Below are 19,029 nucleotides of genomic sequence, written 5' to 3' on the forward strand. Positions count from 1 at the left end.
TGTGGAGCTAGCGTTAAAAAATGCGGGAACGATGACGAGCCTCCTTTCGGGCAGTCGGCAGTCCAATTGCGGGTGCCTTCCTTCTCTACGGCGCTGCGCTAGTCGTCCCCTCGCATGGAAGCGAAATTTATTCTGTCCCGTCGCGCTCGATGAGCTCGTTCAGCTTGAAACGTGCGCGCGCAATTCGTCCTTCCAGAGCTTTGGGGGTGACGCCGAGGGCGGAGGCGGCCTCGGGTTGCGACAATCCGACGATAGCGGTCAATACAATCGCTTCGCGCTGGTCTCGGTCCAGCCGCTTCAGCGTTTTGGTGACGCGCGCGAGATCGCGCTTTGCAGCGGTCTGCCGCTCCGGCCCGGGGCGGGGGTCCTCCAGTGGGGGCGCATCGGGACTGTCGATATCGAACGCGCCAAACAGGAAATGCCGTACTTTCCGGAAGCGGTACAGATCCCGCATCTTGTTGAGCGCGACACTGAACAGCCAAGCGCGGAACGGACGCGAGTCGTCGTAGTCACCCAGCGCCCGCCAAGCGGAAACAAAGGTGTCTTGAACCACATCGTCGATGTCCGTCTCCGGGATTCCAAAGCTGCGGGCTGCCTGGGCCACGGCAGCAGCATGGCGCCGCACCAGCGTCGCGAAAGCGCGATGATCGCCCCGCGCGGAGCGCACGGCAAGTGCGCTGTCCGATTCGTGCACGGTCACTGCGACCCACGTTTTAGTGCATCTATAAGCACTTTGTCATAGGCTGGACGATGTTCCGGCTTGAGTCCGGCACGCATCTCGAATACGTGTATCAACGTCGCGCGCTGCAGGTCACCCGCCGCCCGCTCAACCTGTTGAATCGCGCTTTCGACCTCCGGCGACCATGAGGGATTTTTCGAGATGGCATCCGCAAGTTGGCCATTGGCGACGCGCAGTCTCCCCTCGATTTCCGCTCTACGCGCATCGAACGCGCGCTCCTTGGCGTCCAATATCTGTTTCTCGTTGGTATCGAGCGGCACCGCCTGGTGGAGCATCTCATGTAGGTCTGTTTCCGGCCTCGGCGAGGTGTGTCGGACCATCACGATGGCCCCCGCGATGAGTACGCCAGCGAGGGCACCTGCCAGCGTCGAAATGGATAGCCTTCGAATGCGAGGCGTCATCATTCACCCACCAGGAGGCCGAACGGCGACGCGGCAGGCGGCATAGACAGCCAAGTTGCGCTGGGCTTCTCCCAGGTGCTCGTTGCGATGGTTTCGATTCCCGCGAACGCGATCATGGCAGCGGCGGCCGCGCACAGCATGGTGAGGCGCGCATCGTGCCTGGCAAGGGCCAGCGCCGGCGAGGGCTCCGTGGCAAGCCGCCGCAAGATTCGTCCAGCATCGACGCGATGGTGATCATTTCGGGTGACTTCAGCTGCACCCGTGAGCCACTTGTCTACATCTGCCATAACGTTTCTCCTTTGGTGGTTACCTATATACGGCGCTGGATTGGCATTCCCCTCGATCGGGGCGACATCTTCAATCGCCTCATCCACGCTGTCGTAGCACAGCACCGCTAACACCGGACCAAACACCTCCACTTGGGCCAGCCTGCTGTCGGGGGCGACGTTGCCGTAGATGGTCGGCGCGACGAAATAGCCCGTCGCTGGCACTGGCGCATCGGCACCGCCTGCGATCCTGTCAAAGCCTGCCTGCTCAGCTTCGGCGATATGCGCCCGCACACGCTGACGCTGCTGCGCCGACAGCAAGGGGCCAATCCGGGTTTCACCATCGGCGGGATCGCCGAGTTTCATCGCTGCGGCCGCCTCGGCCAGCAGTTGCCGGCACTGCGGGTAATCCTCGCGGGCTACGATTAGCCGGGTGGTCGCGCTGCAGGTCTGCCCCGAATTGAGAAAACATGAGCTGACCGTCGCCTTGATCGCCCCGGCGAGATCCGCGCCCGGCAGCACGACAGCCGCCGACTTCCCGCCCAGCTCCATCGACACACGCTTCATGTCGCCGGCCGCCTGCGCGGCGACCTTGCGACCGACCGCCGTAGAACCGGTGAACGACACCATCTGAATTTCGGGATGCGATACCAGCGCGTCGCCGACCGCCGCGCCACCCAGCACGAGATTGAGGACGCCAGGCGGCAGCTTCGCCTGCTCGCAGGCGGCCGTCAACCGTTCAGTGACGGCGGGGGCAAGCTCTGACGGCTTCAGCACCACGGTGCAGCCGGCCAGCAGCGCCGGCGCCAGTTTGGCCGTGATCTGGTGCAACGGGTAGTTCCACGGCGTAATGGCGGCTACCACCCCGACCGGTGCCAGCGTCACGCGGGAATTACCGATCGTGCGGACGAAATCGAACGCGTCGGCCAGCGCCGCCATGGCGCGCCACGCCGCGATCGGTGCGTCGACCTGGATGCGGCGCAACAGCTTCAGCGGCATGCCGACTTCGTGCGAGATCTCATTGGCGAGCTCCCCTGCGCAGCCTTCCAGCGCGCGCAGGTACGGCGCCCGTCCGGCTGCGCCCAGCGCCTGCCAGCCAGGCCGTGCCCGCACGGCTGCGGCCACATCGTCTGCGGTGCCGAGACAGACCTGGGCTAACGGGGCTTCGGTCGCCGAATCGTAGACGCGGATCGACTCGCCGCCTCGCATCGGGCAGGATGTGCTTAGCCAGCGCCAGGCTGCTGCTGGGTTCGATGAGACCGGCAGTATGTCCCGATCGACGATGCTCTTGCGCATCGCCTTGGTGCTGTCGGCCATTCGGGCCTCGGCCCTGACGATCTGGTGGGCGATGCGTATATGAAGCGGCTTCGCCAGCGCGAACGTAGCGGGACCAAGTAGCGGCGCCGGACGCGGCAAAAAGGGGGCCTTGGCCCCCGAGGTTAGAGCAGTTCACGCTCGGCGAATGACGTTGTGGAATTGCCAGCGACAATGATGTGATCCAGTGTGCGTACATCCACCAACGCCAGTGCATTCGTGAGCCGCTGGGTCAGCAGCTTGTCGGCTTGGCTCGGCGCAGGGTTCCCACTTGGATGATTGTGCGAGAAGATCACCGCTGCCGCGTTGAACCGCAGCGCCTCTTTCACCACTTCGCGCGGGTACACCGATGCGCTGTCGATGGTGCCGCGGAACATCTCGACATACTCGATCAGCTGATGCTGCGAGTCCAAGAACAGTACCGCAAAGACTTCGTGCTCGAAGCCGGCCAACTTGGTGCTCAGGTACTCCTTGACCAGCATCGACGACGTAAAGGGCATGCCCCGCCGCATCCTCTGGTCGATGACCTGGCGCGCCGCCTCCAGAATCTGCTCCACTGACGCCGGCAGATAACGCCCCTGCGCGTCACGCACCAGCAGCGAGGAAGCGAATGAAGAAAAGGACAGTTGCGACATGATCGTGCTCCGGTTGCTCGGGCGGAATTGCCCGGAACCGCGTCCTGCACGGCGCAGCGCAGCGGTCACAGGGTCGAAGACGGCCACGGCCGCAAGCGCCCAAAGCGCGCAGCCCTTGACGGCGAGAACGCCGTGATACGGTGAAGGGACCAGCAAGACCGCCTATCCACCTCCAACGAAGGCAAGGATGGGCAAGCGGAGCGCGCAGGCCCACGGGGCCGGACGCGTCAGGGATCAAAGCCGAATGGCCGAGACTCGGCGCGGGGCGCAGCCCGCGAACCCGACGGTGGCACGCCCGGGGAGAACCGTTGAGATTGTTTGGAAGCGAACCGCGTTGGTGACTATCCTCGTGCTTGTCGGCTGGCTGTCAGGCTGCTGTCGTGTTGCCCTTGCCTCCGGCTCCCCATACTTCGCGACATCGGTCGAAGACGATGGAGCTATGAAATGAACGCGACTGAAAGCACCCAACAAGTTCGCCTGCTGACGCCCGCTGAGTTGGCCTTGTGCATCAAACTGTTCCGCGAGATGCGGCAATGGTCACAGGAACCATTGGCTGCGATCTCTGGCCTCAACGTGCGAGCGATCCAGCGCGTTGAGCAAGTCGTGTCGGCCAGCCTTGACACCCGTCGCGCCCTTGCCGGTGCATTCGAGTTCGAGGACATCGACGCACTCAACAAGCCGTTTTCCATTCCATCCGAAGAAGAACTCAAGGCGGCAAAGAACAAATTTGATAGGGAACACGTCACTTTGACGGCAATTTCACTGACCACGGATAAGCAGTTGGCCAAGCTGGCGGAGACCTGCACGATGGACCCGTCGGAGTCGGCCTTCGAGCTGACCTGAGAAGCGGACGAAACCTTCGCCGCGGTGGTGGACGATTTCCGGGACTACCGGGATTGCGCCGATGCCTACAGCGAAACGAAGAAATTCGAGGTGTACGACGAGATGCAATCCCACATCGACGCGCTCAAGACACTAGGCGTCTCGCTACGCCGAGCGCAAGTTGCAGGTGAATTGAGATGGACGAAATCCAGTGCGCTCCGCCGCTTTCTCTCCGTTTGATCTCCGCATCGAAGTACTAATGAAGCGACACCTCGAACGGCACGTAGACCGAGCGAAACAGCGCAAAGACACTGTTACGGGCTTCGTTCAACACGTCGGCAATGCGGGAGGTGAGCATGAAAGCTGGGCAATCTGACTGACCGCACCCGCAATGCTTTATCGCGCCTTCACGAAGGCGCTCGACAAACAAACGGCGCAGCGCATCGGCATGTTGGACAGTTTTCGCCAGCACCGTGCGAACACGTTGATCCCGGAGGTGATGGATCGAAGGGATGCGCCGGATTTCATGAGCATCGCGTGTTTTCCATACACCCGTATTGAGTGCACCGATGGTGTCTTCCATAGCCTGATGAGACGCAAGTAGAGGGCTTTCCTGCTGGAACGGTGTGCGGAAGGCTGGTCGATCGAATACGGCGGCCATCAACTGCAACGCTTCGGTGTCCGACATGTCGGGGAAGTCGTCCACGAACTTGCGGATTGCCACTTTGGCATCGGGAAACTCGACACCGTGGACGAAGCATTGCAGCAGGTACCCTGCACGGAGGCGCAAGTTTTCTGCTAACTCAACGCTCGACCAAATCGCCACATGGCCGATACCAAGCGCGGTAGCAGCTTCGCTGGACCGTGTTCTCATGATGTCCGATACGGCACCGCGACAAACAAGCGTGAAGGCATTCGCCTTCCCGCTAGCGGCCTTGATTGCCTTCGTCATGTCCGCCTTGGCTTTTGCAAGCGTCAGTGTGTCGCGGTTCGCGCACTGGATGATTGTCCTGCGCACCGGCCGATCACAGAACTCCTCGATACAGGCGATGTCCCGCCCTTGGTCACCTTCAGACTGGTCATGCCAGACCAGGTCGTGCCAGCCAGCGAGAACATGATAGGCAAAAACCAAACGTTCAAACTGGACACCGCTGTAATCCCCAAAATGAATTGGATGCACCGTCACCCGGCTTTGGCCCAAGACAAATGGCCGTGAAAAAGGGGAAGTGCATGGCGAGGCCGACAGGTACTTGGTCGTGATCAGTTCCTGCACCGTAGGCGCACGCGGATCGGTAAAGCCCGGCACCACGCCTGCAACGATCTGGGTTTTGTTCCCAACCACAAAGCGAGTGACCGCCATGCGCATCGTGGTGGCGTATTGCCCCCGCGCCGATGACCTGATTGTCTTCGATCTCGCGGATCACCTCGTGCCGCTTCATCATCGCAATGATCATCGCGGCAATGATGAGGTACAGCCCCATCTCGATCATCTGGAAGCCGCCATCGCGACACTGTCGGCGAGCGGGCCTACGGATTCGGAGCTTTGGCATGGATGGGCGCAAGATGGAAGTGGCATTGGTGGGGCTGAGGCGCTGCTCACGGCCGCGCCTCGGGGACCTACGCGCTTTCACCGGCACGAGCGATCGCGAAACGCGTGAGTTCCTGAAGGACGATGCATGCTGTCGCCCGGTAAGACGGCCAGCCGCCCGCCACGACGAGCGTAGCCTCAAGGCGAAGGCAGAAGTCGAAGTCAGAAGGAAGCGGGCGAAGCTGAACGCGACCTGGATAGGCTCGGTGGCCATTACAGTGGCTTCGCCCGTGTGGGCCTGCTCCAGTTGCCGGGTGCCCGGCCTGCAGCTCGCTTGGCTCGCCCCGACCTTCGGTATCACCCTTCCATGTCCTGCTGGAATACAGACGATGAAGACAAGCCGGTGAATCGGGGTTGCGAACCAGTGATGCTGGCCAGGGCGAGGCGCATCGATGGCACGCCAGTCACGCTCCGTCGTACCTACCTCAGCAAGGACGGCTACAAGGCGCCCTTCACCGATGTGGAAACGCGCAGATGGCTAGCCCTCAAAAGCTCGCCGGCGCTGCCATTCGCCTAAATTGCCCGACCACCGAGAACCGAAAGGTGATCGTCCGCGAGGGTATCGAAACCGGCCTTGCCCTGAGCCGCATCGAAGTCGAGCTTGGTGAGCGCCAGCAACCTTGCCGTTGCCAACATCCCACGAGACCGCTTCGACGAGGTAATCATCTGCGCAGACCAGAATCTCCTCGATCCGAAGCACGATTGGCGACCTGGCGAGCATTTTGCCCAGGTGCGGCAAGCGCGACTAGTCGGCGACGGCTTTCCCATAAGGCTGCATGTGCCAAAAAATGAAGGAGAGGACTATTCCGACCTTTGGCTCAGGGCTTCGCATCTACGGCTGGCGGCATAGCCCGCGCGACTCGAAAGAATCAGGCGCCGCCGGCGCCTCTCCTTGGTGCCGGCCTTTTGTCGCGTTACAGGGCAACCGCCACACCCTTGAGCGTGGGACGAAACGCTAGTCCTGGGGAGCCCGCACCCCGTTCAGGGAAAGGGCACCGGCCAAGGTGATATGGATTGGTGAAGTTCGTTGGCGACGTTAGTACCCACTTGCTCTATGGCGCCGACAAGCGGTCCAAGGTGTCATCGGTTGGTACAGATTCGCATGCTTCCAGGAGGTTCGTGGCAGCCTCCATGGCGCTATGGTGATATCCGTTGGTTGATTTCTGCCCTAGTCAACTCACATTTGTGAGTGGGCGCTACCGCTGCAACCGTTATTTTACCTATAAGCTCAATGTCGTTCGTGAGCTAAGGTGGTACTGTTTGGTGCATCTGACAACGGTCGCGAGCCTCCGAGCCCCCCCAACGCGCTGTTATCCCGACAAAGTGGTAATCGTTGGTGCATTGCCATGCTCTTCATTTAGTCAATTTACTTTTTAATATCAGTAATTTAGAGATGAAATCTCAGACTTCACACAACGTTGGCAGGCAGCACCAATCGATGACACCTTGGCGGTCTGATCGCACCAATGGATATCACTTTAGCGCAGGCCTTGCCAAAGCCAACACCAATGGTTACCACTTTAGCCAGCGGAAGACGTGAGTTTCGGCATGGGCATCGAGAAATTTTTTCATAATAATCAATAGGTTACATACGTTTCCTGCATTTTAATTGAATCGTTCTTGCGCCGCCGACATCAGACCCATCACTTATGCCGTAGTGAGCCCAGGAGTCGTTGCTGCCACCAATCGTTTCCACCTTCGCCCCGTGGGTACGGGGCGTGGAGAGCCAATCATCGAGGCCTTTAGCGCCATTGCTCAGCAGCGCAGCACCAACGGATACCACGTTGCTCCTGTGTTAAGAATGCATCACCCGTGAGCCACGGGCGAGCAAGTCACTCCAGTAAATGAGGTTCCATTGGTCTGTACGCACCAACAAATACCACCTTGAATTGTTGCCATAGGGGCCCAGGCGAACGGATAGCATCAGACTGAGCCAGGAGGTGTGTGGAGCGGCTCCCTGGACCACCAATCACTATCACCTTGCCCTGGCTTCGCAGCACCAATCGATTACACGTTACAAGGCGAACTAGGTGGTATTTCCCTGACCAGCTGGATCCTGGCCGTGACGACTGGAACCGCGGCAGTCCCTCGCCCCGAGGCAGGTGTTGCCTTCACGTAAGCCTTGTCGGCTCTCCGTTAGTCGGCTTTTGCGTCAACTAACGAGCCCTACTTCCTTCGATCGTAGCCAGTAAGGTCGAGCTCAAGAAGCGGGCCAACACGTCGGATGCGGCTCGTTCCTTGAGTCAAAGTGGTATTCATTGGTGTCGCGACTTCCAGAAGTGCTACTCGCAAGGTTCTCTGAACGTCTTGCGTGCTGGAATACAGGTCAAGGTGGTATTCGTTGGTGAATATTCGGCCTTGCGGGGGGAGGCTTGGGGGCGAGATCCATATCGATACCGCTTGGCGCTTTGTCCCGTGACGATCTTGAGTCACTTTTAGCCCGGTCGAGCCATGTTCGAGCCAATTTTGCACCAATCAGTTACACCTTAAGGGCTGGTCCTCGCCCGCCGAATGTTGCGCTGCACGAATACTTATCACCTTGTCTACCAACGACAGGAAACCGCACCAATCGATTACACCTTAGAAGGGGCTATCTTGCACAACGCGTGATGCCACAAGGGTTCGTGGGGTCCGGACTTACGGTAGGTCCCCGGGTATGCTCAGCGAAAACTGGTTCTACTAGCGACTGGGTAGGCCAAGATAGAGGAGCACTGCCTATGAAGCGAGCAATGGTGTGTCGAAGTTGCGTATCCCCTTTTCTTGCTAGCTAGCTTTCTTGCTTGTAAACAAACAGCTATTACAGGGCCAGTTTTTGTCTTTTAAATCAACTAGTTACGACGAGCAAAGCGTTAACCTTTGGTAAGGTGGTGATAGTGATTGGTCGATAGGTGTCATTGGTTGGTACGTTAACGTGTAAAGCTTTGGTGCTTCTTGGTGGCATTGGTTGGTGCCAAGGCGTTAACAGTTGGTTCAAGGTGTAGTTCATTGGTCTAGCCTGTGGATAAGTACCTGGAACCCTTGCTGCGGCTCGCTGAGCCGCCTGCCCGTGACTTCTATGGTGATATTGGTTGGTCGCGATGGTGTCATTGGTTGGTAAGGTGGGGTGGCAATGCGTGCGTACGGTAAGGCAATGGTGATAACACGCCCTCAAGAGCAGATTCGCACCAATGGATAACACCTTGGAAATTTCGCCCTGACGTGCCTGTCGCGTAAACCGACCAAGTGCTAGTCAAGGTGGCATTGTTAACTTGACCAATTACACCTTAACAACGATAGTAGCGTGCATTGATGCTGAGGGACGAGGGAAAAGCATGGCAAATATCGTGAGGAAAACGACGCCGGAGCAGCTCGGTTTCGACATCTTCACTGCCGTGCGAGAGCAGCTTGGGCCGGACAGTGCGATTACTGAATCGCCGCGCGACATCGGGTACCGCAAGACCAATGTTCTGATCGACGTGACCACGCTGAGCCTGTTGGCACGCCGAACGATCAACGCGCTTTGGCTCGAGGTGTCGGAGCGACCTGACCAGACCCACTATGATCTCGATCTAGGCTACTTTAAGTGGCTGGCCAAGTACGAGAAGTCGAACAACATCACTCACCTCAAGAAGGTGCTTCGAGAGTGCCAACAGTCGTCGGTGCAGGTGACTGTTGAGGGCACCAAAGGCGGCGATCCTCAGTGGGCCTCCATACCTTTGCTCGGACCCGTCGCGATTGCCGGCGGCAGGATCACGTTCAAGGTCGACGAGATGATCCACCGACAACTGAAAGATCCTCAGCGCTACACGTATCTATCGTTGCGAATGTCGGCGGCGCTCTTCAGCTATGCCTACATTCTCTATGAACGCTTGAGCTCACTGCGATTCATGGGAACCACCGAGTGGATCCCTCTGGACGAGATACGACGCTGGGTAAATGCGGACTCGGTCAAGTCGCTCACTGAATATAAAGAGTTCAAGCGCCAGGTTCTCGACAAGGGTATCAAGCAGATCAACGCGTTGACCGACCTGCACGTTGAATTTGAAACGAAGAACGAACAAGGCTCTCGCCGCGTTGCCGCGCTTCGGTTCAAGCTTCGGGATAACGCCTCTGGTAAGCTGGTTCTCGACTTCAATTCGCCTCACGAATTGAAGGACCTCTACGAGACGCTTGTCAAAGGCTTTGGTCTCAGTAAGAAGCATTTGGACGAGCTGGTGGAGAATCGGGACGAATTTACCGACGAGCGCATTAAAGCCGCAATCGAGCTGACGCGCTTCCGCGTGAAGAGTGGCAAGGTGAAGGCGCCGGCGATGTACCTGATGAAAGCGATCCGCGATAATTTGCGCCTGAGTGATATCGAGATGCAGATGGCAAATGCAGGCGCACCTAAGCTGACGGTAGCAGAGCCGATCGCCGAGACCACCGAAGCGCAACGGCAGCTGACAAGGACCGCCGAGAGCGAGGCCGAGGCGGGCATCACGGCTTACCTTGACCTGGGCGAGGATGCGCGTGTCCGAGTGCGTAAAGCCTTGCAGAAGGAAGCCACCTTCAAGATGGCCGCGAAGCGCGTGAAGGTCAAAGCCGTGCCCGACGAGTTGGAGATCCTTGGGCACTCTGCCCTGCGCCTGGAGCTTGGTTCTTTCATGAGCCGGGCATCTACTGCCGAACTGGTTAGCTAGGTCCGAGCGGATGCACCAATCAGTTACACCTAAGCTGCCTCGGCCCACGCCCTAGGCAAGCCCTGCTTGGGTGAGCCTCCTTTCAATGACCTTGAAATTCGCGGAGCCTGAGCAGTGCCGGACGGTTTCGAGAATCTCTCGCTTCGAGTCGGACTTCTGTGAGACCTGCTCAGGTCCCGGAAATACAATCTGCATGCAGGGCATCTTTGGAAACGGTGAATTTCGATAAACGTTCCCGTTTTTTTGCCGTGATTTCTTTCCGACCAGGTGTCTCGGTGTAGACATGACCGCGAACCGGGCAAGGGCCTGGCTTCAGGGTGCTGACTGCGGAGCCTTCACGGTCGGGGGTTCGACTGCTGTGACGTCAGTCCTTTGTGATGACTCCGAGCCTTTGAGTGCAGACTGATGCCGACCGGTGTGCCGTGCGCCGCGTCGTGATGAGTACTCCCACCGCCAAGGCATTTGGCTTGGCGGTGTTTTGGGGTTCAGTGACTCATGCACCGAGCAGTTACCCCCGGCGCCTCACTCGAATCTCCCCTGGCGTAGCGGTCTCTTCGAACCCCAGCTCCCGCTCTATCGTAGTTCTGAAGCGCATCTTCCTCTACTTGCCCTTGTCCGAAGGTCTCCCGGGAGGACCTGTACCACGCCCTGGTCGCCAATCACCTGGTTCGCATTGCGGTTCGCGTTGGCGCAGGAAGTCGGATCGTTGGCAGACAAATACGCCTTGCGACGGCCGGTTGTCCGGGCGGATGTGCCCCCATCGTTTTGTACGCGAACATGTGTATTGTTCATGCGACAGAGCCATATCGCAATGTGCTTTCATGCGTGAAAGCGGTTCCTCCCGTTCTTAAAATAATAAAAATTAATTCAAATATATTTGACCTCAGCCGTCTTTCATCCGTGTAAGACGGTCATCTCGCCGTGGCACTCGATACGTCCCGTGTGTATTTAAAACACTCCTTGGTTTGAGAGGCCGGTCTCTCTGCGGGCCATCGGTAGTTGTGCGGGCGGACTTTCATGCTTGAAAGTCTTACTGTGATGGCAGGTTTACGGATTCCATTTACAGACATCGTTGTTTATTTTTAATAGTCTCGTGGGCACACGAATTCATGGGTCGTCAGAAGCTCGCTTCGACGCATTTTCAAACATGAAATTCTGTTAGGGGAATTGCCAAAAATTTCGAGTGATCTCGAATAAAGCTTCTTAGCCGAGAGTTGTCCAGGTTAGAAGTTACATGTTTAGAGAGCATTCCCTGCGAAAACTTGTTCTTTGCGATGCTGAGTCAAAAGGGGATTGCTACTTCGTTCTTTGGGTGAAGTAGACGACTTTCACGCCTGAAACCGGATCGAGCCCCAAGGTAGTAGCTAGCGTTCTCATAGAGAATGGCGAGAGAGCGATGCCGCCTGCCATGGGACCATCGCGCGCTTTCACGCTTGAAAGCCGGGTTCGAATCCCCGCTGAGGGAGCTTTGGACGATGCCGCGGTTCTACATCATGCAGAGACGTGGACGTCCCCATCCACTTTCACGCATGAAAGTGGATGGGGACCTGCCAGAGGGTTAGACCTGGTCCGGGGATGCGCCGTATTTGAGGGGTGCTCGAATCGCTTACCGTCTTCTTGGTAGGTACTGCAGCGACGATTAAATCAGAACTGACGTGCCGTGGCCGGGATGTGGGCGACGTCCATCCTGCCCGCCGGCAACGTGGGCGCTTTCACGCTTGAAAGTCGGCCGCCTGCGTTTGTGCAGAGAGCATGCTGGATAGCTTGCAAATCTTCATTGCGTACGGGACCTCAGGCTTTGTGCTTGCATGTCTGGAAGATGATGTCTGAACTTCCGACCCGCTTTCATGCATGAAAGCGCGGGGAGGGACGGACAGTCGGGAGCTAGGCAAACCACGCACAACGGTTCTCCTGTTGTCGGCAGGCAACGCATTCTTCATAAATTCCTGGCTTTTATGCGTGAAAATGCCTATCACAGTTCGAGGCAAGTTAAAGTTCTGTGCATTGGTTATTTTTATTTTTATCAGATTTTTTGGGGGGCGTATGCCAGCAAAGATCGTGACCGTTTTCAACCAGAAGGGCGGCTGCGGCAAGACCATGGTGTCGATGCAGCTTGCCGCGAGTTTTGCCCTGCGTGGCCACCGGACGATGCTGGTCGACATGGACAAGCAAGGAACCAGTACGATTTGGGCGGGGCAGGCATCTCAGGACAAGCCATTTCCAGCGACGGTCATTAGCCTTGCACCACTGCGCGAAAAGCTGATCGGCGAAATTGCGAAGCACGCGGAGAATCACGAGATTATCCTGATCGACTGCCCTCCAGCCATTGAATCCTCGATCCCGTGGGCTGCGCTGAACATCTCCGATCTCGCGTTGATTCCAGTGATTCCACTTATGGACAACGTATGGGCGAGCCGAGAAGCCAAGGAACTCGCTAGGCGTGCCTTGGAAGAGAATCCGGATCTGCAGACCTTCTGCGTGCCGTCAATGGCTAGGCGGGGGAATGTCTTCAAGGCTTGCACGGAAATCTTGCAGGAGGATCAAGGTATTCCCCTACTCGATACCGGACTCCAGCAAAGAAATGCCTATGGAGAGTCCCAGATGTTTGGTCTCTCAGTGCACGGACTGTCTGGATCTTCCGCCGCCGCCAAAGAAGTTGAGGAACTGGCGAAGGTTGTGTTGGGCAAACTGGGTATTGAATCGACGCGCAAGCCAGTCAAAGGCAAGGGCAGCGTGAACAAGCAACGGGAGGTCGCATAATGGGAAAGAGCAGGCTCGAACTGATGCGTGAACAGGCTAACAAGGCGGTCGCAGCGGCACCGCCGGCAGACCGTTTCGCGCGTGCCCAGGCTCTTGTTGAACGGCAACCGAACGGATTTGCCGAGAAGCAACCCGAGACGCCCGTTGTCATCCCCCCCAATTCGGCCGAGGTATTGAAGCCAAACTTTAAACATGATGGCGCCGGGGAAATCGCAGCGAAAACTGTCGCAACCGTGACCAGAGCGGTGGAGGAACAGGGTGGACCGTATTATGAAGAAGCGGATCTTGAACTGATTGATGACAATCCATTCAATGCCCGTAGGCTCTACCGCCCTGAACGGGTCCATGAGTTGGCCGAGAGCATTCGGGCGGATGGTCAATTGGTCCCTGGGATCGCAACGATTCGGGACGGGCGCCGAGTCCTCGCCGGTGGGCACTATCGTTTCAAGGCGCTTAAGGTTGCTGGCATTCAGAGCATGCGCCTGCTGGTACACCCTAACTTGAGTGATCAGCAACTCTATCAACTCTCTTACAAGGAGAATGCAGAGCGGGAGGCCCAATCTCCCCTGGATAATGCGTTGGCTTGGAGGTCGTTGATTGACCAAGGCGTCTACCCAAACGAATCGGCGATCGCGGAAGTTACGGGGATGTCACTGCCGAATATCAATAAGACTCTGGCCATCATGAAGCTCTCGGAGCCTGTCCTCGAGATCGTGCGGGAGAAGCCGGAGACGTTTGCCCTTTCCACGCTGTATCAACTCACGCTTCTGGAGAAGGTCGCCGGCAGCACCGTCGCCGTTGCAATGGCGACGAGGATTGCTGACGAACAAGCCTTTTGCCGGGACGTAGAAGAGGCCCGCGCGCGTTATGAGTCCAAGCCTGTACGTAAGCAGAAGGAGACGTCCCGCCAGCATCGACTCATTGACGCCGACGGCAAGCCGCTTGGGGTGTTGAAAGATTGGGATTCCGGGAAGGTGTCATTCGAAATTACCTTGCTCGATCCGGCTCAACGGCGTGCACTTGTCGACGAATTGAAGGAGCGATTCGCGCCAGCCCGGTCCCCTAAGTGAGCATCAACCCGTCCACTTCGGCAAAAGCGCATTCATTCGTGCCGAGGTGGGCAGAAACCTATCAGGTTGTTCTCATTGGCCCTCTCGCAGTTTCAAGTGTGAAAGTGACTTATACATATCTTTCATTGGGCTCGCAGGGACGGGGCAACGCAAGCGAATTCCCTAGCTCTAAATGCGCTGATCTAACTCCTTGGTAGGACATCCGGCGAATTCTCTCCTGCGCGTTGCTTTTCGTTACTTGGGCCGGTGGCGAGGTACGGGGTACCTAATCAGGGCAAGCGTCAATGCGAAGATCGGGCGCGACCACGCTCGCGACGATTGCCAATCGCGCTGCATGGCATTCCTGAATGCGTGCCTCGACTCGCACAGTGTCTTCACCTTTCGACCTTGACGCGACGGGGGTGCGTGAACACTCATGCTGCAATCCTGCGACCGCGTGTGGCCTGCCACGTCGGATAGTCTGGTGCTCCTGCGGGCCTTGACCACTCCCCAGACAGCGACGTGGCGTGGCTTTGGAAACGAGTCAATCCAGCGCACAGGTCAGCGGCGAGCACGGCTAGCCTCATGCTCACATGTTGTCAGTTATTACCAAATCTCCTCTCGAGCGGACCGCCGGGTCGTTCTCGAATCCGCGCAGTAACATGGCCGCGGAACGGCGCCAAGTAATTGATTTTTAACATATATTGCCACTTTCAAATCCGAACCATGCGAAGTTGTGTACTTAAATGAAATGCCGATAATTCATGATAGGCATCAGCAACTTTGTCTGTTTCGCGACGGCGCCGGGGTCTTTGGCTGAGGGTAACGCAGCGCAGACCGCTCTGGAACGCCCGCGCGAGCCAGCCGGCTGGCACCCCGTTTTTTGGTGGGATAGCCGCACGTGGATATAATTTCACCTTCGTGAAACAATCGCAAAACCCGTGTTCTTGGGGGATTTTCCGATTTTCAAGGATCGGCCATGCCGCGTTCGTTACCTGATCCAACGATGCCTGCTAGGGTCGCAATCAAATCAAGTGACAATCTGGGTGATCGCGTCCCCGCCACTCGTGCCGTGCTGGGCCTACCCATCGATCAAGCGGCCCGTGGCTGTGGTGTGTCAGCCGGTATGCTATCGAAGCTGGAAAACGGGAAGAGCGTGAACTTTGACTACGTCCTTCGAGCGCTCGAAGGGTTAGGGCTGACTATGCTAGTCGTTCCCAGGGATCACGTACCGTTACTTGAGCAGGCGGCCGCTCACGCGGTCCGCGAGGCACGGGCAACTGCGAAGGGGGCCCTCAAGCATGACTGAGACTAGACCGGTGCCCCCTAATTGAGTTCAGTTCATCGACAAGGGCGAGGCTTCCGCGGCGCCAACGTCAGCGGATCCGCAACGTCGATCCGGACAAGCCAATCAAGGTGGCGCCAGCGCAGGCCAACGCTGCTGCGTGGCTACTCCCTTTACGAGAGGCGGGACGACTTGTATCAAGGCTTCTCACAATTTTTGAGAATTCTCACAATCCATGAGAATAGATGATGCAACGGTGGTGGACCCTTGGCACTTTGCGCGGCCGGAGCTGGCCAGCGCCTATCTGCATGCGTTCGATTTGAAGCTCTCTGCAGCCCGCGGGCTGTTCGCGCGCCGGCGGATGGGCAAGACTGAGTTCCTCCGTCGAGACCTGATGCCTGCTGCCGTGGAGCGCGGCTATCTGACGGCGTACACGAACCTCTGGGACAACCGTAATTCGCAGGAGACTGCGCTCGTCGCGGCGCTCACCGAAGCCCTTGAGCCCAAAGGGGCCGCGGCAGTACTGTTAAAGCTTCGCGCACCGGTTAAGAAGGTGAAAGCCACCGCGAAGATTCCAGGCGGCGTAGAGGGCTCATTGGAGGCTGGGCTGGGTAAGGCGGGAATGGATAGAACCGCGGCCCTGCACGAGGTACGCAAGCAGCTCGACCGCAAAAAGAAGCCGCTGCTGCTGGTCATCGACGAAGCTCAGGCACCTGGCGGGTGCGGACCACAGTGATTTTGCCCATGCACTACGCGCGGCGCTCGATATTCGCAAAGACCGCATCAAGGTCATCTTCGCGGGCAGCTCGGAAACGACATTGCGTGGGATGTTTGCCCGGGCATCGGAGCCATTCTTCAATTGGGCACCCCTCGAACCGTTTCCCTTGCTTGGCGACGAATTTGTCGCCTTCACGGTCAAGCTGCTGAACAGCATGGCCCGACAGAAACTGACCCTGGAGCAGGGCAAGCGTGCGTTCGACCAGTTACATCGAATCCCTCCGTCTCCGCCACTACATCGTATTGGCGGCGGAACCCCGGAAGATTGCGGTCTTCCGGGGTTTTGTTTTTTGTGGCGGGTTCCAGCGGTACACTATGCCGCGCAGGTGTTACACCCGTACCTGTAGAGAACCCGATGGCTACCAACATCCAGAAGCGCGGCAGCGTCTACTACTTCCGCCGCAAGATTCCCCTAGACCTCATTGAGCAGCACAACGGCAAGCGCGAGATTATCCGCAGCTTGGGCACGAAGGATCGTCCCGAGGCCGAACGTCTGGCACGCAAGGTATCTGTTGAGCTTGATGACGAATGGCAGGCCATGAGGGCAGAGCCATCCGGCCCGGCAGCATGGCCCGACGATACCGACTTCGTAGACGTTGCCGGCAAGCTGATCCCCATCTCGACTGGCCCGGCCCCTGCACCTCAGCAAGTCACGCAGGCAGAGATTGACGCGGCTGAACTGGCCGACCAAGAAGCAGCCGGGCTGTACATCGCGGACGAGTACGCCGAGGAAGCCGCCGAGGAAGAAGCGGACAAGCTGATGCGCGTTATTGGCATCGTAGAGCGCCGCAGAGCCGAGGCTGGTACTGGCCCCCTACCTCCGGCGATAAAGGCCGCCATAGCGCCTCAGAGGGCGTCGTCGGGCCAATCCAGCAAGGCCGCTGCCTCCGGTCAGAATCTTGAATCCCTCATCCCGACATGGGAGCTAGAACGCAAGCCGACGAGCAAGACCGTAGACGCTGTGCGCAGAGCCGTCCGCGAAGCAGGGGACCCGGACATACACGCAGTAACGAGAGCAAGCATCGTTGCCATCCGGGACAAGTGGCTGACCTCAGGGGCCAGTGTGGCGACCGTCAACAAGAAAATCGGATTCCTGCGGCTGCTGCTTGGTGTCGCCAAGGGCCGGGGCCTGATCGACGTGAATCCGGCAGAGGGTGCGGAACTGCCTCTCCCGAAGCGGGCCGTAGAACTGCGGAAGCCGTACAGCCCCGAGCAGATGAAGTCCGTCATGGCTGCCACCGATGGCGTGAAGGAATCCGACCCGGCTATGTACTGGCTGCCCCGGCTGGCACGCTGGACAGGTGCCCGGCTAAACGAACTGCATCAGCTACGGCGCGAGGATGTGCAAGAGCGGGAAGGCGTGCCGGGACTGATGATTACCGACGAGGGTGAGCACGGCGAGGGCGCGGCTATGCGCCTCAAGAACGAGGGCAGCCGCAGATGGGTTCCACTGGCCGAGCCGGTGCGGGACTTCGCAGAGTGGGCCAGCACGCGCTCTGCGGGGCCGCTATTCCCCGCCAAGGCGGGTGTGCATGGCATCGTGTCTGCTGCCTTCTCGAAGCGATACGGGCGGCTCCTGCGCAAGACGCTCAAGATCGCTGACACGCGTATCACCTTCCATTCCTGGCGGCACGGGTTCGCCGACATGTGTCGGGCCGCTGGCGTTGCACCGGACGTGCGCATGGTCCTCATGGGGCACGCCGAGGGTGGAGTGGCCGGGACTTATGGTGCCGGGGATGGTTTGCCCGCCAAGCGGCTTATTGAAGCTGTGGCGTTGCTTGCAGAGGCGGGACACGACTTTCCCTAACCCTTGGCCCCTGTAGTTCCACGGAGCAACGCATCTGCAAGCAGGTTTTTCTTCTCGGCGGTTGACAGCGGTTCCCCGGTTAAGATTGCCATAGCCTTGGGCGATGGCGGCACCATACCAAGCCCAGGAGCCGCCAACCCCAACCCCAATGACTGTGCTGAATGAGCTACCGCAAGCGCCTTTCGCGAAGATGCATGTGTATCAGCCACGACACGGTGAAGAACGCTTATCTCTTGCCGCATCTGCTTCAGTTCCCCAATAACCACGTCTTGGCCTTCGACGTACTTAGTCGGTATCTTGGCGACCTCAAATGTACCGAAGCTCTTTAGGTACGAGGTCGAATCTGCGTTTTCGCGTGACCGCTCGTACGTGGCTTTCACCTTCTCAGCCAACGCCCCTGTGAACACTTGAATTTGACTGTGCCTTAAGCTGGCGGGGTACTCGATGTGTTCCAGCGGGCCGGTATCAAAGATGTAGGGTGTCACATCGTCTTTAATGAGCACCGTCGGCTTATCAAAGGCGAGGCGCATCCCAAGCTCGAACATCACGTTGGCGTTCTTTGCGCTGACGTCACAGACAACAATGTCGTCGCTGTAGAGTCGCTGAACAATACGCCGCTGAATCACGCCGGCCACCTCTGATGAACTTACGAGGTCTACTTCAAACTGCAAATCAGTCAGTGAACGGACGGCAGCCGTGATGATTGACTTAACTTCCGCCCAATGTCCGGGTGGATACCCTTCGATGTCTGAGATCGGCATCACGAGGCCGCAACGTAGAGGCGCTACCATTTTTTCATCAGCCATTTATTGAACCCTCCAGTTGTGCCTCGTATTCTACCTGCTGCTGCATGTCGTTCATGGCGGTTGCAAGAATCTTGCATGGCCCTCCTGGGCCACGCCGAGGGTGGAGTGGTCGGTATTTATGG

General features: G+C 58.2%; 16 protein-coding genes. 10 read left to right on the plus strand and 6 right to left on the minus strand.

Going from position 1 to position 19,029, the window contains the following annotated elements; translation table 11 throughout:
- Positions 1-127: 127 nt before the first annotated feature.
- The 4 genes from AC07XB_RS34235 to radC form a co-directional block, all read right to left on the minus strand.
- Complete coding sequence (locus tag AC07XB_RS34235; protein WP_492831857.1) at positions 128-700, minus strand: RNA polymerase sigma factor; 573 nt, start codon at positions 698-700, stop codon at positions 128-130.
- Positions 697-1,143: a periplasmic heavy metal sensor gene (locus AC07XB_RS34240; protein ID WP_492831859.1), complete on the minus strand. Its 447-nt coding sequence runs from the start codon at positions 1,141-1,143 to the stop codon at positions 697-699. Before AC07XB_RS34240 ends, AC07XB_RS34235 begins: the two co-directional genes overlap by 4 nt.
- A complete protein-coding gene (locus AC07XB_RS34245; protein WP_492831861.1) occupies positions 1,140-2,723 on the minus strand; it encodes an aldehyde dehydrogenase family protein in 1,584 nt (527 codons plus the stop codon). Before AC07XB_RS34245 ends, AC07XB_RS34240 begins: the two co-directional genes overlap by 4 nt.
- Positions 2,724-2,845: 122 nt before the next feature.
- Positions 2,846-3,355 (minus strand): RadC family protein, encoded by a 510-nt coding sequence (gene radC, locus AC07XB_RS34250; RefSeq protein ID WP_492831911.1) that lies wholly within the window; start codon positions 3,353-3,355, stop codon positions 2,846-2,848.
- 444 nt (positions 3,356-3,799) lie between these two features.
- Here radC and AC07XB_RS34255 point away from each other — a divergent pair, with 444 nt between their 5' ends.
- Positions 3,800-4,198, plus strand: coding sequence for a helix-turn-helix domain-containing protein (locus AC07XB_RS34255; protein ID WP_492831863.1), 399 nt, complete (start codon positions 3,800-3,802; stop codon positions 4,196-4,198).
- A gap of 235 nt (positions 4,199-4,433) precedes the next feature.
- Here AC07XB_RS34255 and AC07XB_RS34260 read toward each other — a convergent pair whose 3' ends face one another.
- Positions 4,434-5,537: a hypothetical protein gene (locus AC07XB_RS34260; protein WP_492831865.1), complete on the minus strand. Its 1,104-nt coding sequence runs from the start codon at positions 5,535-5,537 to the stop codon at positions 4,434-4,436.
- On the opposite strand from AC07XB_RS34260, the gene AC07XB_RS34265 reads away from it, so the two are divergent.
- The 9 genes from AC07XB_RS34265 (at position 5,536) to AC07XB_RS34305 (ending at position 18,101) form a co-directional block, all read left to right on the plus strand.
- On the plus strand, positions 5,536-5,835 hold the full coding sequence (locus tag AC07XB_RS34265) for a hypothetical protein (RefSeq protein ID WP_492831867.1): 300 nt from the start codon (positions 5,536-5,538) through the stop codon (positions 5,833-5,835). The two genes, AC07XB_RS34260 and AC07XB_RS34265, sit on opposite strands and share 2 nt — an antisense overlap.
- A 162-nt stretch (positions 5,836-5,997) precedes the next feature.
- The gene (locus AC07XB_RS34270; RefSeq protein WP_492831869.1) at positions 5,998-6,282 is read left to right on the plus strand and encodes a DUF7146 domain-containing protein; all 285 of its coding nucleotides are present in this window, start codon (positions 5,998-6,000) and stop codon (positions 6,280-6,282) included.
- 87 nt (positions 6,283-6,369) lie between these two features.
- Positions 6,370-6,615, plus strand: coding sequence for a hypothetical protein (locus AC07XB_RS34275; protein ID WP_492831871.1), 246 nt, complete (start codon positions 6,370-6,372; stop codon positions 6,613-6,615).
- Between the two features lie 2,461 nt (positions 6,616-9,076).
- Positions 9,077-10,423, plus strand: coding sequence for a RepB family plasmid replication initiator protein (locus AC07XB_RS34280; protein WP_492831873.1), 1,347 nt, complete (start codon positions 9,077-9,079; stop codon positions 10,421-10,423).
- Between the two features lie 1,965 nt (positions 10,424-12,388).
- The gene (locus AC07XB_RS34285) at positions 12,389-13,183 is read left to right on the plus strand and encodes an AAA family ATPase (RefSeq protein WP_493688168.1); all 795 of its coding nucleotides are present in this window, start codon (positions 12,389-12,391) and stop codon (positions 13,181-13,183) included.
- Between the two features lie 23 nt (positions 13,184-13,206).
- The gene (locus AC07XB_RS34290) at positions 13,207-14,253 is read left to right on the plus strand and encodes a ParB/RepB/Spo0J family partition protein (protein ID WP_494752819.1); all 1,047 of its coding nucleotides are present in this window, start codon (positions 13,207-13,209) and stop codon (positions 14,251-14,253) included.
- A 985-nt stretch (positions 14,254-15,238) separates the two neighbouring features.
- Entirely contained in the window at positions 15,239-15,541 is a 303-nt protein-coding gene (locus AC07XB_RS34295) for a helix-turn-helix domain-containing protein (protein WP_492831913.1), read from the plus strand.
- 211 nt (positions 15,542-15,752) lie between these two features.
- Positions 15,753-16,253 (plus strand): hypothetical protein, encoded by a 501-nt coding sequence (locus AC07XB_RS34300; protein ID WP_492831879.1) that lies wholly within the window; start codon positions 15,753-15,755, stop codon positions 16,251-16,253.
- Between the two features lie 396 nt (positions 16,254-16,649).
- Positions 16,650-18,101, plus strand: a complete 1,452-nt coding sequence (locus AC07XB_RS34305) for a DUF6538 domain-containing protein (protein ID WP_492831881.1) — start codon at positions 16,650-16,652, stop codon at positions 18,099-18,101.
- Here the strand turns inward: AC07XB_RS34305 and AC07XB_RS34310 are convergent.
- Positions 18,098-18,907 carry a hypothetical protein gene (locus AC07XB_RS34310; protein WP_492831883.1) on the minus strand — a complete coding sequence of 270 codons (810 nt, stop codon included), beginning with the start codon at positions 18,905-18,907 and terminating at the stop codon, positions 18,098-18,100. The two genes, AC07XB_RS34305 and AC07XB_RS34310, sit on opposite strands and share 4 nt — an antisense overlap.
- Between the last annotated feature and the right edge of the window lie 122 nt (positions 18,908-19,029).

This window comes from Cupriavidus sp. GW821-FHT02F09 (assembly GCF_059421605.1).

Coding starts and splice junctions, on each gene's coding strand:
- AC07XB_RS34240 (WP_492831859.1), bottom strand. CDS start 1,143: ATGATGACGCCTCGCATTCGAAGGCTATCCATTTCGACGCTGGCAGGT.
- AC07XB_RS34280 (WP_492831873.1), top strand. CDS start 9,077: ATGGCAAATATCGTGAGGAAAACGACGCCGGAGCAGCTCGGTTTCGAC.
- AC07XB_RS34265 (WP_492831867.1), top strand. CDS start 5,536: ATGCGCATCGTGGTGGCGTATTGCCCCCGCGCCGATGACCTGATTGTC.
- AC07XB_RS34300 (WP_492831879.1), top strand. CDS start 15,753: ATGAGAATAGATGATGCAACGGTGGTGGACCCTTGGCACTTTGCGCGG.
- AC07XB_RS34285 (WP_493688168.1), top strand. CDS start 12,389: ATGCCTATCACAGTTCGAGGCAAGTTAAAGTTCTGTGCATTGGTTATT.
- radC (WP_492831911.1), bottom strand. CDS start 3,355: ATGTCGCAACTGTCCTTTTCTTCATTCGCTTCCTCGCTGCTGGTGCGT.
- AC07XB_RS34310 (WP_492831883.1), bottom strand. CDS start 18,907: ATGGCTGATGAAAAAATGGTAGCGCCTCTACGTTGCGGCCTCGTGATG.
- AC07XB_RS34290 (WP_494752819.1), top strand. CDS start 13,207: ATGCGTGAACAGGCTAACAAGGCGGTCGCAGCGGCACCGCCGGCAGAC.
- AC07XB_RS34305 (WP_492831881.1), top strand. CDS start 16,650: ATGGCTACCAACATCCAGAAGCGCGGCAGCGTCTACTACTTCCGCCGC.
- AC07XB_RS34295 (WP_492831913.1), top strand. CDS start 15,239: ATGCCTGCTAGGGTCGCAATCAAATCAAGTGACAATCTGGGTGATCGC.
- AC07XB_RS34255 (WP_492831863.1), top strand. CDS start 3,800: ATGAACGCGACTGAAAGCACCCAACAAGTTCGCCTGCTGACGCCCGCT.
- AC07XB_RS34245 (WP_492831861.1), bottom strand. CDS start 2,723: ATGGCCGACAGCACCAAGGCGATGCGCAAGAGCATCGTCGATCGGGAC.
- AC07XB_RS34260 (WP_492831865.1), bottom strand. CDS start 5,537: ATGGCGGTCACTCGCTTTGTGGTTGGGAACAAAACCCAGATCGTTGCA.